We start from the raw sequence: 13,835 nt of genomic DNA, 5'->3' as shown, positions 1-13,835 counted from the left end.
ATGACATACTCAATTGTCGCCAGAGACCCGATCACCGGCGAATTGGGTGTGGCCAGCCAGTCGCATTATTTTGCCCTCGGGCGCGTTGTGACGTTTGCACGAGCCGGCGTTGGTGCCGTTGCGACCCAGTCCTTCGTTGATCCAGCTTACGGGCCGAATGGGCTGGATCTCATGGCCTGCGGCGCATCGGCAGCGACGGCGCTCACGAGTCTGCTCGCAAAAGACGCGGAGCGAGAACTGCGCCAGGTCGCCTTCCTCGATGCCGCCGGCGGCAAAGCCATGTTCACTGGCGATCGCTGTGTTCCCCACCGCGGTCAGCTCGAGGCCAATAACGTTGTGGTGTTGGGAAATATGCTCGCCAGCGACGGCGTCGTTCCTGCCATGCTGGCAGCGTACGAGAATGCTGCCGGCCCACTCGTCGATCGTATGCTCGCGGCGATGGACGCAGGTGAGGCCACGGGGGGGGACGCCCGTGGCCGGATGTCGGCTGCACTTCTCGTGGTATCCGCAGACGCCGGTCCAGCGCCTTGGGCTAACCGCCTCATCGACGTGCGAGTTGACGACCATCCTGATCCGCTCGCCGAATTGCGCAGGCTCGCCAAGCTCTCTCAGGCACACACGATTTTCGGTGCGTCTGTCTTCACACCCGGGCTGCTCTCGCGCGAAGCGGCAGCGACAGGTCCGCGGCTTGCAGAGGCACTACGCATGCTCACGGACGCTCAAGGATTGATCGGCGCTGACCCCGAGCCAACCTTCTGGAAGGGCGTGCTGCTGATACGTGCCGGCGAGATTGCCCAAGGGAAGAGACTCGTTGCCGCCATCGTCGCGGCGCGACCGCAGTACCGGACCCTCATGGACGGCCTGCACGCAGTCGGCATCCTCCAGCTGTCATCGCATGAATTCCTCGGTGCGTGAAAAGCCCAACGATCTTGCCTTCTGTTTGCGGCACTTTACTGCCGAAGGGGCCCGGCGGCCTGCACGCATCACGCTCAATCCGAGCCGGTCGACAACACAACGCCACTGCCACACCGCGCGATTCAGAATCTCGATAGTCCAGACAGACACGCCCTTCAACGCCCCTTGACGGCTTTTTCACATTGTGATCACATATCTCATATATGGAGGGAAATTTGGAGACGAGCAATCCCGTTGCCTTGCTGCCATTGCCGCCCGTTGCCCGGGGCTCGATGGCGGATCAGGTTTACCGCCATTTGAGAGACGGCCTGATGGCCGGTCGCTTTGCGCCGGGTCAGAGGCTGATGACCCGCGGCCTCGCCGAGGCGCTGGGCTCAAGCCCGATGCCGGTACGCGAGGCGCTTCGCCGCTTGCAAGCCGACGGCGCGTTCGAATTCAGCGGTTCGGCGCGGCTGAGCGTTGGGCAGCTGTCCGAGGTGCAGCTGCGGGATGTGCGCGATGCACGCGTGGCGCTCGAAGGGCTGCTGGCCGAGCGCGCAGCCTCGCGTATGACGCGCGTAAATGATGCCGAGGTAACGCACCTCTACCGTCGGCTTCAGGCAGCCGCTGATGCAGTCGACGGGCCCGCTTATCTATGGACCAACTTCGCCTTTCACCGGCGGATCTACCAGATCGCGCACGCGCCGATGATTCTCGGTGCCGTCGAGAATTTTTGGCTGCTCATTGGTCCCTGCTTCGTGCTCGTTGCGCTCGATGCTGTCCACCTGCAGCGTTCCATGGACGCACACCGCCAGATCCTCGATGCTCTCTTGGACCGCGATGCCCCCGCCGCCCGCGCCGCCGTGACCGACGACATCATGCAGGCCGCCAATTGTCTGTCTCGCATTCTCGACAAAGCGAGCAGGGAGCGCTCCGTGGCTGTTCCGAGACGCAGGCGGGGAGGTATACCGGCATGAGCGTGCTGCAGCGTCTTGTGCCTCATCCCGAGCTGCGCGTCCTGATCTCGGCAGGCGCGTCCGGCATTGGCGCCGCGCTTGCCGATGCTTTCATTGAGGCAGGTGCGCATGTGCATATCTGCGACATCAACGACAATGCGCTTGCAGCCTTCCGCGATCGGAATCCAAAGGTGCTTGCCACAAAGGCCGACGTGTCGGATCACGAGGCCGTCGCCGCCGTCTTTCTCGCGCAGGCTGCGCGTTGGCGAGGGCTCGACGTGCTCATCAACAATGCAGGCATTGCCGGACCAACCGGCGGAATCGATACCGTTGCAGAGTTCGACTGGCAGCAAACGATCGATATCAATCTCAACGCGCAGTACCGCTTCGCCCATCATGCGGTCCCGATGCTTCGCCAATCGCGCTATGGGCAAATTCTCTGCATGGCCTCCGTTGCCGGCCGGCTCGGCTACGCCTGGCGCACCCCGTACGCCGCAACGAAATGGGCCATTGTCGGGCTCGTCAAATCGCTTGCCGCCGAACTCGGTCCCGACGACATCCGCGTCAACGCGCTTTTGCCCGGAATCGTCGAGGGCCCCCGCATGGAAGGCGTGATCCGCGCGCGCGCCGAGCAGCTCCATACCAGCTACGAGGCAATGCGCCAGGAATACCTCGAGAAGATCTCGCTGCGTCGCATGGTGACGGCCGAGGACGTTGCGGCGATGGCCCTATTTCTCTGCTCGCCAGGTGGACGCAATGTGACCGGCCAGGCGATCAGCATTGACGGGAACGTGGAATACCTGTGAACCGTAAGAACGGGGGATGACTTGAAGATCGAGATCGTGGCGGATCTGAAGACGACGCTTGGCGAAGGCCCGCTTTGGGACGCGGAGCAGCAGCGTCTGTACTGGATAGACAGCATCGATGGCCGCGTTTTTCGCGCGACAGAAGATGGACGCGAGCTTCGCGCCTGGGATGTCGGGGCGAAGATCGGCTCGATGGCGCTGCGTCGCGAGGGTACGCATGCGCTGGTCGCGCTGCAATCGGGCGTGCATGATCTCGATCTGGAGAGCGGCGAGCTGAAGCTGATCGCGGCACCCGAGACACATCTTCCGCGCAATCGGCTGAACGACGGCAAGGTCGATCGCCGCGGGCGTTTCCTGTTCGGCTCCATGGATATGCTGGAGGACGAAGCCTCCGGCCGCCTCTACCGGCTCGATCCCGATCTCTCGCTGCACATCCTGGACGAGAAGATCATCGTCTCCAATGGCCCGTGCTGGAGCCCGGACGACCGGACCTTCTATTTCGCCGACACCTGGACGGGAGAGATCTGGGCCTACGACTATGACATCGAGACTGGTGCGGCCACGAAGCGGCGCCGTTTCGCGCCAGTGGATCGCTCAAACGGCGGTGCTGCGGACGGCGCCACCGTTGATGCAGAAGGGTTCCTTTGGCAGGCGCTCGTCTACGACGGAAAGCTCGTGCGCTACGCGCCCGACGGCAGCGTTGAGCGCATTATCGAGATGCCAGTACGCAAGGTGACCAGCGTGATGTTCGGTGGCCCTAACCTCGACATTCTGTACGTAACTTCCATGGCGAAGCCGCCCCTGCCGCGGTTTCCCGATGATGGGCAGCAGCGCGGGGCCCTATTTGCCATCAAGGGGCTTGGCGTCAATGGAATCCCGGAGCCGCGGTTCGGGAGCTGAACCGCCAAAAGCTGCTTCACAAAGCGCAGGCGAGAGAGCTCCACGGTACGAAAAAGCGCGGTGGCACTCCTGATCCTGGCAACTGTCCTGCCGCTTGCGGGCGATAGACCTTCAAAGGCGAAAAGACCGCGGCCGCCCCTACCATTACCGATTGCTCAGGAGATTTTAGATGGCCAAGACCGGCAAAGTCATTCTCACGTGCGCGCTGACCGGCGCGATCCACACGCCTTCAATGTCCGAGCATCTTCCGGTGACGGCGGAGGAGATCATCGAAGAGGGAGTGCGAGCTGCCGAAGCGGGAGCTGCGATTTTGCATGTGCATGCACGCAACCCCAAGACTGGTCAGCCGGACCAATCGGTCGAGGGATTTGCGAAGATTCTGCCGGAGTTGAGCCGCAGGTCGCAGGCCGTGATCAATATTACGACCGGTGGCAGCCCATTCATGACGGTTGCCGAACGCGTAGAGCCCGCCCGGCATTTCCGGCCCGAGCTCGCCTCACTCAATATGGGCTCCTTCAATTTCGGTCTGTTCCCGATGCTCGAGCGCTATCACGAGTTCACCCACCAGTGGGAACGCGAGCACCTGGAGTCTTCACGCAACCTCGTTTTCCGCAACACCTTCGCAGAGATCGAGCAGGTCCTCGCGGTCTGCGTGCCGGGTGGCACGCGATTTGAATTCGAGTGCTACGATGTCGGCCATCTCTATAATCTGAAGCATTTTGTCGACCGCGGCCTCGTCCGGCCACCGTTCTTCATCCAGTCCGTCTTCGGCCTGCTCGGCGGGATCGGCGCGCATTACGAGGACATCGCCACCATGCGCCGCACGGCCGAGCGGCTGTTCGGCAACGATTATGTCTGGTCGGTGCTCGGCGCCGGCGCCGCGCAGATGCGCGTAGGCGCCATGGCCGCCGCGATGGGCGGCAATATCCGCGTGGGACTCGAGGACAGTCTTTGGGCAGGGCCCGGCAAGCTCGCCGCCTCCAGCGCGGAGCAAGTGAGACTGGCCCGCGCGATCCTGAAAGGAATAGGCTTGGAGGCGGCCACGCCCGAGGAGGCTCGCGCAATGCTGAAGCTGAAAGGAACCAGCGATGTTGGCTTCTAATCGAACGATCTGCTCGGCAAGTCGAACGCGATAAAGGACGCTCCAGCTCAGGAGAAAAGCGAGTGACCCGTGAACGAGTCCCGTGAAGCAGTATCGCTGCTTGATCGCGTCCAGTCGACTACCCGTGTGCACGTAGGATGCCGTAACTGACATTAGCCGAGCATCCGAACACGAAAGCCAACGGCGGTTCGATCCGGCCAAGTGGTCTCATGGTCGTGTTTTCCGGTCTGATAATAACCGCGAATGACATTGTAAGCGCGCTGCAGCATATGACACATCGTGAAGTGTCGCTTCAGCGCCCGGACGAAAAAGGTGATCAACCGCCAAGAACAGAGGCGTTCTGTGCGGCTTAATAGGGAGGGGCAGGTTGATGCCGAGGCAGCCGAAAAGCGTCCACTGCTCACCCAGATATGGCGCGGGCGGCTGGACCCACTGGCCGGATTATGAGGTGGAGAGCACCCAGTTGAGACGCCTGCTGGGAGATGCCCAAGAGGGCGCAAGCTTCGTGTCCGAGTGCCTCATGGTTGCAGGCAAGATCGTAGTCGGCGATGACGAGAGCTGGATTAGTGAGTGGCGGGCCTTAGCGGATCGTATCGCAAGGCGCGCGCGCCTATCGAGCGCAAATGGCCACTCTGCGACGGCAGCGAACGAATGGCTGCGCGCCTTGAACTATTATCGCGCGGCGGCCGCCTTTCTTGTTTCGGGCGATCCGAGAATTATCGAACTGTCTCACATTGCCCAATCATGTGCCACTGCCTTCCTGGAGCTGTTGTCTCCGCGTGGAGAAGTGCTGGAGATCTGCGTCGGGAGCAATCTGCTCCAAGGCTATCTCATTCGTTCATCCGCCGCGCCTCGCAGGTCTCCGGTGATCGTGGCCATCGGACATGAGAGAGATACCAAGGAAGACCTGTTGGTGAGATTTCAGTCTCACGCGATTGCGAGCGGCGTGTCGTTGCTCGTCCTCGACTTGCCGCAAGAGATGGAGTGCTTTCAGGATCGACATGTCCATCATCAAAGTATGGTCCTACGCTGCTGGCTGGACTATTTGCTGAGCCGCGATGACGTCGATGCGAGGCGAATCGCCTTGATCGGTGATGGTCTTGGAGGAGCTCTTGCCACGCGCGTGGCAGCAACCGAAACGACGTTGGCGGCCGCCGTTTGCGACGGAGGATTTTGGGATGATGTCGAGCAGAGGTATGTCGCTGCCAGCTTGTTCGGTTCAGGCACAAGATTATCGCCGCCCTACAAGCTTGCGCGCCAAATCAAGTGTCCGTGCTTGGTCGTCATGGGTGAGCATGACTACGCCAAGGAGGAGGATATCACTGCCCTGCACGAGCACTGCCGCGCAGCCGGCGTGCCGATGGACCTGAAGATTTTCAAGGAAGAGGAGACCGGGTCATCGCACCGGCAACTCGACAATCCTAGCATCGGTCGGCAGTTTATATTCGATTGGCTAACTGACCAGCTGCGCCTGGATCGCAAAAAAGAGACGCTTACCATTCCATCGCGAAAAAGCTGCGTGAAGAACCCTCTGCAGATCGCAATCGACGACACTCGCACTGCATCGAGGGCCTAGAGCGCGAATACGATTGGAATCAATGGCTCTCGCGCTCCAACCAAAGGGCGAGCTCCAGTGCTCCGTTGCTCACACGTCAGGCTTGCTTGCATCCAGCTCGAGCTGAAGGGCCGCTTTCTCCATCCTGCGCTTGATGGTCGAAAGCACTTCTCTGAAATCTTCCAGTCTTTCGTGGCCGAGATCTGCAAAGATCGCCTCATCAAGCTTTCTGCGCTTGGCTGCAAGGCTTGTAATCGCCTTACGTGCCTTTTCGGTCAGCGACATTAAAACGACCCGGCCATCCGCCGGAGAGGCGGTGCGAGATACGAAGCCCCCTTTTTCCAGCATCTTGGTCTCTGCTGTCACGAACGGTGAGCGGACGTTGATCTTCGCAGACACATCCCCGACGGACACGCCCGCTCCCTGATCCAGATCGGCAATCGCCATCAGGATCAGCCATTGAGGGCCGCTGACGCCAAGCGCCTTTGCCCAGGTACGCCGGATGTCCTCCAAATGCACATTGATGGCCGCGATGTCCCAACCGACTTCTCCTATGATTCGGTCCGACGAAGCGGTCTGTTTGCTTGTCCTTTGACCTTTCGCACTGGGCGAGGGCTGCTGCCGGGTCGTATCTCGGGGCGTCATCCGAGACCTCCTCTTCATTAGTTCGCTAACTTACCTAACCCGGTTCGAAAGACACGGCAATCATCATAGGGATGCGGCGGGTGTTGCTCGAATGTCACGACTCTCTCCCGATCTAAAGCTTCCGTAGCTTATATCAGTTGAATATATAAGTAACTTATATAATATTCAGGCTGTGACGGAGGCCGACCCTCGGTCGCACGTCAAGCAGATCGATCACATTCGCGCGTGGCGAAGACGTCGAAGCGCGCGAGACGAGAAGCAGCAGTCGTGAACTTAGGATCATTCTCCGGTGACCGCCCCCAAAAGGGCCGCCGCAGAAAATGTTGGAGGGCTCTTATGAAGACGTTTAACCGAATGCTCTGCGGTTCGGCCGCTGTACTCACCATGATGGGTCATGCGCAGGGCGCCGACCTGCCGGCCAAGGCAAGGCCGGTCGAATACGTGAAGGTCTGCTCTCTCTATGGCGCCGGGTTCTACTACATCCCTGGCACCGACACCTGCATCAAGCTCGGAGGTTACCTGCGCGTTGATGCGGCGTTGAACACCAACTCGATCTACACGCAAGGCGCGGTGAATGGTGCGCCCGGAGCGGGCAATCGTCTGCGCAACTACTACTCCACCAATGCTCGTGAAGATCTGACGATCGATACCCGTACCGCGACCCAATACGGCATGCTTCGCACCTTCTTCGATGGCGTGTTCGATTGGGGCTCAGGTGGTTATACCGGTGCCGGCACAAGCGCCACTAACGGCTCGACAATTTACGGCGGAACCGGCGTCGCCAGTGGTTCGGTTGGTGTCTATCTGGCCTTCATCCAGTTCGCCGGGTTCACGATGGGCAAGACCATCTCCCAGTTCTCGACGCCCTGGATCAACTACCCCTCGAACAACTTCGACGGTCTGCCGGGCGGCGGTGGTGCGGTTACCGGTGTGAATCAATTCACGTACACGGCTGACTTCGGCCAGGGTATCACGGCTTCGTTCTCCGCGCAGGATCAGGTCCAGTACTACACGACTAACATCTGGAACGTCAGCGGCGCGACAGTGGCAGGTCTTGCAACAGGTGCGTACGGCGCCAAGGACATTGCCGGTGCAAGCTCTCCCGACCTTGTCGCCATGCTTCGCGTCGATCAGGCTTGGGGCCTGTTCCAGGCCTCAGTCGCTGCGCATGACAATCATGCCGCCTATTACGGCGCTGATGAAACGACCGGTCATGCAGGCGACAAGTGGGGCTGGGCCGGTCAATTGGCCCTCTCGATCAAGAACCTCCCGACCGGGCCGGGTGACACGATCAACGTACAGGCCGTGTATACCTATGGCGCAAGCCGCTACAATTTCCAGGATCTTGTGCCCACGAGCTACGCGATGTACGGAGGCTCGGGCCTCGCGGGGGCCTACCAGAGCGTTGGCCTTGCGGGTCTCGCTGACTCGGTCTTCGTGACCGGCTCCGGTCAGGAGCTGACCACAACCTACGGCTTCCGTGGCGGCTATACCCATAATTGGGATCCATCCTGGAACACTGGCATCTACGGTGCCTGGGCCGCTGCAAGATATAACGGCACGGCGAAAAATTATATCTGCGCTGCGTTCGTCGCGGGCGTTGCGCTCTCGAGTGGCGCGACCGGCTGCAACCCGGACTTCAACTATGCCGTCGCCGGCGTGATCACGCGCTGGACCCCGGTCAAGAACCTGACCTTCTCTGCCGATCTGGCCTATAGCATGCTCGACCAGAAATACGCAGCCGGCAGCACGGTGGTTTTACCGGCGCAGACGGGTATCGCGAAGCCCGGTGCTACCTACGAGCTGAAGGATCAGAGCACGCTAAGCTTGCTCCTGCGAGCTCAGCGCAATTGGTGATCCGCTTCAACAACGAGCAGGAAGGAGAAAACGAAGGCTTTTAGAACCGACTTTGACCTCCAAGAGACCTCCGGCATGCCCGCCGGAGGTCTTTCTAAGCAGAGCCAGCTTTCGCATACGCTGCCCATCCATCTTCCACGCTGATCAGGTGCATCGCCGCTCACGGCTTTATCGAACCCCTCTCGCGTCGACGGAACGGCCCGCCAAGTCTCGCCTCGTCACGGTGGGAATAGGAGGTCATCAGCAAAATTTGACGTCGACGTAAATTTGTGATCACATATCTGGAATCAAAATCGGGAGGATCCGCCAAGGTGAAGAACAAGAAACCGCTGCCGCCACTGCCGTCCGTTGCCCGGGACTCTCTGGCGGATCAAGTTTACCGGCATTTGCGTGATGGCGTAATGGCCGGCCGTTTCGCGCCGGGCCAGCGGCTGACAATTCGCGGTCTTGCCGACGCACTGGGTTCGAGCCCGATGCCCGTGCGCGAAGCGCTGCGCCGCCTGCAGGCCGAAGGCGCATTCGAGTTCAGCGACACCGCGCGGCTGAGTGTGGTTCAGTTATCAGGGGCACAATTGCGCGATGTGCGCGATGCGCGGGTGGCGCTTGAAGGGCTCCTCGCCGAACGCGCAGCAATCCGCATCACAGGCGTTGATGATACCGAGATCGCCCAACTCTATGATCGCCTCCAGGCAGCCGCCGATGCGGTCGATGTGCCGGGTTATCTGTCGGCGAACTTCGCCTTTCATAGGCGGATCTATGAGATCGCTCAAGCTCCGATCATCCTTGGTGCGGTCGAGAAATTCTGGGTTCTGATTGGCCCGTGCTTCGTGCTGGTTGCGCCCGACGCCGCGCACCTGCGCCGCTCCATGGATGCGCATCGCCGCATTCTTGATGCGCTGATGCATCGCGACGGCCCCGCCGCCCGCGCGGCTGTGACCGATGACATCATGCAGGCGGCCAACTGCCTCTCGCGCGTTATCGACAAACCTGAAAAGAAGCGCTCGGTCGCCACTCCCAAAGGCAAGAGCAGAAACGCCTCGGCGTGAAGATCCTGCAGCGGCTCATGCCTTGTCCCGAGCTGCGCGTCTGGATCGCACCTTTTTATCCCCGCGATCGTCGATTGTACGGACGCGAGCCGACCTTCCTGGCCGCTCCTTTGCTCGAGCCTCTTTCTAAAGAGTCGTGCACACGAGACAACTATCCACGTCATTCGAGCTTGTTGGCGCCAATCCACAATCTACGCAGGGGGACTTGAATGTTTGAAAATAAATCACGCCGCAACTTTCTCAAGCTGGCGGCGAGCGGAAGTGCGATGTTCACGCCGGGCCTTTTCACCGGGTCTGCGAATGCACAGGGCGTTCCGACGCTCACGGTGGCCTGGGGCACGGATATCGATTCTTTCGATCCGGCACAGTTCAAGTCCGACGGTGCTTATATCGTTCAGGCAAACATCTACGACACGATACTGAACTGGGGTGCGGACCCAGTTGCCGGATCGCCTAACCTTGCGATTTCCAAGCCCGGTGTTTTCACAAGCGGCATCGGCGAAAGCTGGACATATGAGAACGACAACAAAACCCTTGTCGTCAAGATCCGTCGCGGCCTGAAGTTTCCCAGCGGCCGCCCGGTGAATGCGAACGCGGTGAAATATCTCTTTGACCGTGGGCTGCAATCCTCCGGCTACATGCGGCTCATCTTTCCGACCATGGTCGGAGTGACAGAGGCAGATCAATTCGAGGTTCGCGACGAGAGCACCTTTGCCATCAACTTGCCGGCGCCAAATGCCATGTTGCTCGACGTGCTGGCCTTGTCCAACAACGCACTTCTCGATCCCGAAGAGATCAAGCTGCACGCGACCCCCGACGACCCTTGGGCCGCTCAATGGCTCAAGCGCAATACGGCCGGGCTTGGACCCTACAAAGCTGTCAGAAACGACCCGGGCGTCGAGGTGGTCCTGGAAGCGACCCCGGGCTATTGGGGGCCGCCTCCCTATTTTAGACGCATCGTTATCAAATCCACGGCGAATGAAGCGGACCGGATTCTCCTGCTTAAGCGCAGGGCCATCGACATGGTGATCGGACCCAATTCGATGTCGCCGAAGAACCTCAAGAGCCTTGAGGGCGAGCCGGGCCTCAATGTCGTGTCTCTGCCCGATACCAATTGCAATTTCCTCTGCATGAATCTGAATAAAAAACCGTTCGATAATGTGAAGGTTCGCCAGGCGATCAATTACACGATGCCGATCCACGCGATCATCCCGAACGTGCTCTACGGGTATGGCGAACAAATGAAAAGCCCGGTCGCAGCTCAAACGCCCGGCTATGATGGTTCGCTCTCGCCGTACAAATACGATGTCGCCAAGGCAAAATCACTGATGGCGGAAGCTGGGCTCGGCTCCGGGCCCATCCCGGTCAAGCTCGCGGTGCGTGTGGGCTATGCGCCGCATGAGCAAGCAGCGGTTTGGATACAGCGCGAACTGGAGAAGATCGGATTCCAGGTCAGCATCGAGAAGGAGCCCGACGCCACCTTCCGCCAGCTGTCATCGAGCGGCGGGCACGAGCTGTCGATCGAATCGTGGCAGTCCTGGATCAACGACCCATTCTATCACCTCTATTGGAACTTCCACAGCAAAGCCAGCGCGACAAACAAGGGGGGCTACGCCAATCCTGCCCTCGACAAAATTATCGACGAGAATATCCGAGAGGCTGATCCAGCGAGGCGCATGGCCGCAGTCAAGGACGCGCAGAAAATTCTTTTGGATGACGCGGCGTGGGGTCTGCTTTGGTACGACAATTGGGCGAGGGTGACGCGTTCCGAGCTCGCGGGCGTTACGAAGTACTGGGACTCGTTCGAGCGCTTCAACAAGATGAAGCTGGCTTGAAAAGCAGCCTGGACGCGCTGAGAAGGACATGTCGTTCCTCGCTTTCGTGCTTCGTCGTTTAGCACTGCTGGCGCCGGCCCTGCTCGGCGTCAGCGTCATCGGCTTTCTCCTCGTCTATCTGTTGCCCGCTAATCCCGCCCTTGTGAAGGCCGGCGCGATAGCGACGGCCGAATATGTCGCCGAGATGCAGCACAGGATGAGGCTGGATCAGCCTCTCTATGCGCAATACGAGCAGTACATGAGTGCTCTTCCCCATGGCGATCTCGGCGAAGGCTCATCAACTGGCCGAGCCGTTTTCGCGGACTTCATGCAGCGTCTGCCGGCCACCTTCGAGCTCACGCTGGCGAGCTTGCTTCTTGCTGTTCTGTTTGGTGTCCCACTCGTTGTCGCCGTCATGTATCTCGGCGTCATCGTCGAGGAAGCCGATGCAGCCAGCTTGTTCGTCGACCCAAGGCATCCCTACACATGCGCGCTTTTGCCATTGGTACCTGTTCCTGATCCGGCCATTCGGCGCGAACGCTTCGTTTTAAAAGGCGAAATCCCAAGTCCGACCGCCGTTCACGTCGGCTGTCTCTTTCGCGCTCGCCGTCAGCTGGCCAAGCCGGCGCCGAGCCAGCCCCGAGACGGGAATTCGCTCCAGCTCATTACAAGTCCTCTGCGATTTGGCCTGACAGACGCAAACAAGACTGGAAAGAAGCACATCTCACTCGGCCAATGCCGGCACTCGCAAGGTCCAGCTCCTGCCGCTCTGCCGATCGGCCAGCCCGTTCGCCCCTCGTCGTCGTCATCACGCATTCGTCCTCAAGGTCGGATGCGTCGGCTGGTCAGGGACCTGGCCACGGGATCGGCGAGGCGAAAACTCAAGCCCCTTTCTTCATCACCTCTCGGCCGGATCAGCTGCTCGAGCGCGGCCGGAGGCAATTGTCGGAGACGTTCATGTCGATAGAACTGTTGATGCTCGGCGACCAATCGGTGTCCCGCCTTGCCGCTCGTACCAGGCTTGCCGAAGAGAGCGGATTTGAAACCGTCTGGCTTGCGGATGAGCGCTTCTACCGGGAAATTTACTCGTCTCTGTCCTATCTGGCTGGGCAAACCTCGCGCGTCAATCTTGGTCCCTGCGTTACCGATCCGTTCGCGCGCCACCCAGCGTTGACCGCCATGGCCTTGGGCACCCTCGATGAAATTTCGGAAGGCCGCGCCATTCTCGGCATCGGCGCGGGCGTCTCCGGTTTCGCCGAGCTCGGGATCCAATCGCGCAAGCCTCCGCTAGCCATTCGCGAAGCCGTTGATCTGATCCGTCAGCTGATGGCCGGGCAGGAGGTCGACTATCAGGGCGAGATCATCCGTTTTCAGCGCGGCCGACTGAATTTCACCCCGCCGCGCGCGCGCGTCCCTGTTCGCGTCGCAAGCAATGGGCCGCTCGGCCAAAAAATGGGCGGCGCGGTCGCCGATGGTGTGATGATGGAAGGGTGCGGGTCTGTCGAAGAAGCAAAGGCCTTCGCGTCGGCCGTCGCCGAGGGAGCGATGAAGGCCGGCCGTTCTCCGCGGGAGGTCAAGCTTGTCGCGCGCCTCGATTGCTGTATCGCCAATGACGGTAAGCAGGCGCGGGATATATTGCGGCCTTCAGTGACGCGGATCATTGCGCAAGCCACTTCGCGGTTCTACACGCTTCAGACACAGGGACTTACATTGCCAAAAGAGCTCGTCGAAGCCATTGGTCCGGTCCCTTATGCTGCCGGCGTCACCCCGTTCGCGGCACTCTTTCCCCTCGTCACCGACCGCCATGTGGACGCTCTCACCCTCTGCGGGACTGTCGAAGAGGTGACGCAGCACGTCATTGACCTTCGCCGCGCCGGCCTCACGGGCTTCAACATCTTTCCCGTTCCGGCTCCTGGTATCAGTTACGAAGATGTCATTGTGCGCTTCGGAACGCAGGTCTGGCCGGCGGTCGAGGCGACTTTCGCGAAGGAGTCGAGCGATTGGAGGGCATAAGCCTCGAGCGAGTGGTTTGCAAAGAGACTGGCAGTCTCTTCGCGATCCGCGTTTGCGCCGCATCGATCGAAGCACGGCGTAGCTGATATCTCAGAGGGGCGCGTGCAGCTTGGCGTCGAACCCGAGCGGAATGACCAAGATGAGGAGCTCGTTCGTGGCGGCCTCCAGGACCTTATCGTCACCCGCTGACCCAGCCATTAAGCACCTCCTAGCTGAAGCTCGGCCTTGAGGATGTGAAAGCTCGCTC

General features: G+C 60.3%; 12 protein-coding genes. 11 read left to right on the top strand and 1 reads right to left on the bottom strand.

Features of this window, described 5'->3' with window-relative positions; genetic code table 11:
- The 6 genes from QSV46_RS06260 (at position 1) to QSV46_RS06235 (ending at position 6,234) form a co-directional block, all read left to right on the top strand.
- Positions 1 to 915 carry a DUF1028 domain-containing protein gene (locus tag QSV46_RS06260; RefSeq protein WP_314948063.1) on the top strand — a complete coding sequence of 305 codons (915 nt, stop codon included), beginning with the start codon at positions 1 to 3 and terminating at the stop codon, positions 913 to 915.
- Between the two features lie 215 nt (positions 916 to 1,130).
- Positions 1,131 to 1,871 (top strand): GntR family transcriptional regulator, encoded by a 741-nt coding sequence (locus tag QSV46_RS06255; RefSeq protein WP_314948061.1) that lies wholly within the window; start codon positions 1,131 to 1,133, stop codon positions 1,869 to 1,871.
- Positions 1,868 to 2,656: an SDR family oxidoreductase gene (locus tag QSV46_RS06250; RefSeq protein WP_314948059.1), complete on the top strand. Its 789-nt coding sequence runs from the start codon at positions 1,868 to 1,870 to the stop codon at positions 2,654 to 2,656. Before QSV46_RS06255 ends, QSV46_RS06250 begins: the two co-directional genes overlap by 4 nt.
- Positions 2,657 to 2,677: 21 nt before the next feature.
- Complete coding sequence (locus tag QSV46_RS06245; RefSeq protein WP_314948056.1) at positions 2,678 to 3,556, top strand: SMP-30/gluconolactonase/LRE family protein; 879 nt, start codon at positions 2,678 to 2,680, stop codon at positions 3,554 to 3,556.
- 169 nt (positions 3,557 to 3,725) lie between these two features.
- The gene (locus tag QSV46_RS06240) at positions 3,726 to 4,658 is read left to right on the top strand and encodes a 3-keto-5-aminohexanoate cleavage protein (RefSeq protein WP_314948055.1); all 933 of its coding nucleotides are present in this window, start codon (positions 3,726 to 3,728) and stop codon (positions 4,656 to 4,658) included.
- 520 nt (positions 4,659 to 5,178) lie between these two features.
- Complete coding sequence (locus tag QSV46_RS06235; protein ID WP_314948052.1) at positions 5,179 to 6,234, top strand: dienelactone hydrolase family protein; 1,056 nt, start codon at positions 5,179 to 5,181, stop codon at positions 6,232 to 6,234.
- 69 nt (positions 6,235 to 6,303) lie between these two features.
- Here QSV46_RS06235 and QSV46_RS06230 read toward each other — a convergent pair whose 3' ends face one another.
- The gene (locus QSV46_RS06230; RefSeq protein ID WP_314948049.1) at positions 6,304 to 6,858 is read right to left on the bottom strand and encodes a MarR family winged helix-turn-helix transcriptional regulator; all 555 of its coding nucleotides are present in this window, start codon (positions 6,856 to 6,858) and stop codon (positions 6,304 to 6,306) included.
- Between the two features lie 336 nt (positions 6,859 to 7,194).
- Here QSV46_RS06230 and QSV46_RS06225 point away from each other — a divergent pair, with 336 nt between their 5' ends.
- The 5 genes from QSV46_RS06225 (at position 7,195) to QSV46_RS06205 (ending at position 13,588) form a co-directional block, all read left to right on the top strand.
- Complete coding sequence (locus tag QSV46_RS06225) at positions 7,195 to 8,715, top strand: porin (RefSeq protein ID WP_314948047.1); 1,521 nt, start codon at positions 7,195 to 7,197, stop codon at positions 8,713 to 8,715.
- Positions 8,716 to 9,026: 311 nt separating this feature from the next.
- A complete protein-coding gene (locus QSV46_RS06220; protein ID WP_314948044.1) occupies positions 9,027 to 9,761 on the top strand; it encodes a GntR family transcriptional regulator in 735 nt (244 codons plus the stop codon).
- Between the two features lie 209 nt (positions 9,762 to 9,970).
- Positions 9,971 to 11,596 carry an ABC transporter substrate-binding protein gene (locus tag QSV46_RS06215; protein ID WP_314948039.1) on the top strand — a complete coding sequence of 542 codons (1,626 nt, stop codon included), beginning with the start codon at positions 9,971 to 9,973 and terminating at the stop codon, positions 11,594 to 11,596.
- Between the two features lie 28 nt (positions 11,597 to 11,624).
- Positions 11,625 to 12,542 (top strand): oligopeptide/dipeptide ABC transporter ATP-binding protein, encoded by a 918-nt coding sequence (locus tag QSV46_RS06210; protein ID WP_314948036.1) that lies wholly within the window; start codon positions 11,625 to 11,627, stop codon positions 12,540 to 12,542.
- A complete protein-coding gene (locus QSV46_RS06205; RefSeq protein WP_314948034.1) occupies positions 12,533 to 13,588 on the top strand; it encodes an LLM class flavin-dependent oxidoreductase in 1,056 nt (351 codons plus the stop codon). Before QSV46_RS06210 ends, QSV46_RS06205 begins: the two co-directional genes overlap by 10 nt.
- The last annotated feature ends 247 nt before the right edge of the window (positions 13,589 to 13,835 follow it).

Origin of the sequence: Bradyrhizobium cosmicum (genome assembly GCF_032290525.1) — a bacterium.
GTDB lineage: Bacteria > Pseudomonadota > Alphaproteobacteria > Rhizobiales > Xanthobacteraceae > Bradyrhizobium > Bradyrhizobium cosmicum_A.
Note: the sequence above shows the minus strand (reverse complement) of the source record. Positions and strands in the feature narration are given on the sequence as shown.

Excerpts from the sequence above, each read along its gene's own strand:
- QSV46_RS06260 (WP_314948063.1), top strand. The coding sequence starts at position 1 with ATGACATACTCAATTGTCGCCAGAGACCCGATCACCGGCGAATTGGGT.
- QSV46_RS06250 (WP_314948059.1), top strand. The coding sequence starts at position 1,868 with ATGAGCGTGCTGCAGCGTCTTGTGCCTCATCCCGAGCTGCGCGTCCTG.
- QSV46_RS06240 (WP_314948055.1), top strand. The coding sequence starts at position 3,726 with ATGGCCAAGACCGGCAAAGTCATTCTCACGTGCGCGCTGACCGGCGCG.
- QSV46_RS06235 (WP_314948052.1), top strand. The coding sequence starts at position 5,179 with ATGGTTGCAGGCAAGATCGTAGTCGGCGATGACGAGAGCTGGATTAGT.
- QSV46_RS06230 (WP_314948049.1), bottom strand. The coding sequence starts at position 6,858 with ATGACGCCCCGAGATACGACCCGGCAGCAGCCCTCGCCCAGTGCGAAA.
- QSV46_RS06225 (WP_314948047.1), top strand. The coding sequence starts at position 7,195 with ATGAAGACGTTTAACCGAATGCTCTGCGGTTCGGCCGCTGTACTCACC.
- QSV46_RS06215 (WP_314948039.1), top strand. The coding sequence starts at position 9,971 with ATGTTTGAAAATAAATCACGCCGCAACTTTCTCAAGCTGGCGGCGAGC.
- QSV46_RS06210 (WP_314948036.1), top strand. The coding sequence starts at position 11,625 with ATGTCGTTCCTCGCTTTCGTGCTTCGTCGTTTAGCACTGCTGGCGCCG.
- QSV46_RS06205 (WP_314948034.1), top strand. The coding sequence starts at position 12,533 with ATGTCGATAGAACTGTTGATGCTCGGCGACCAATCGGTGTCCCGCCTT.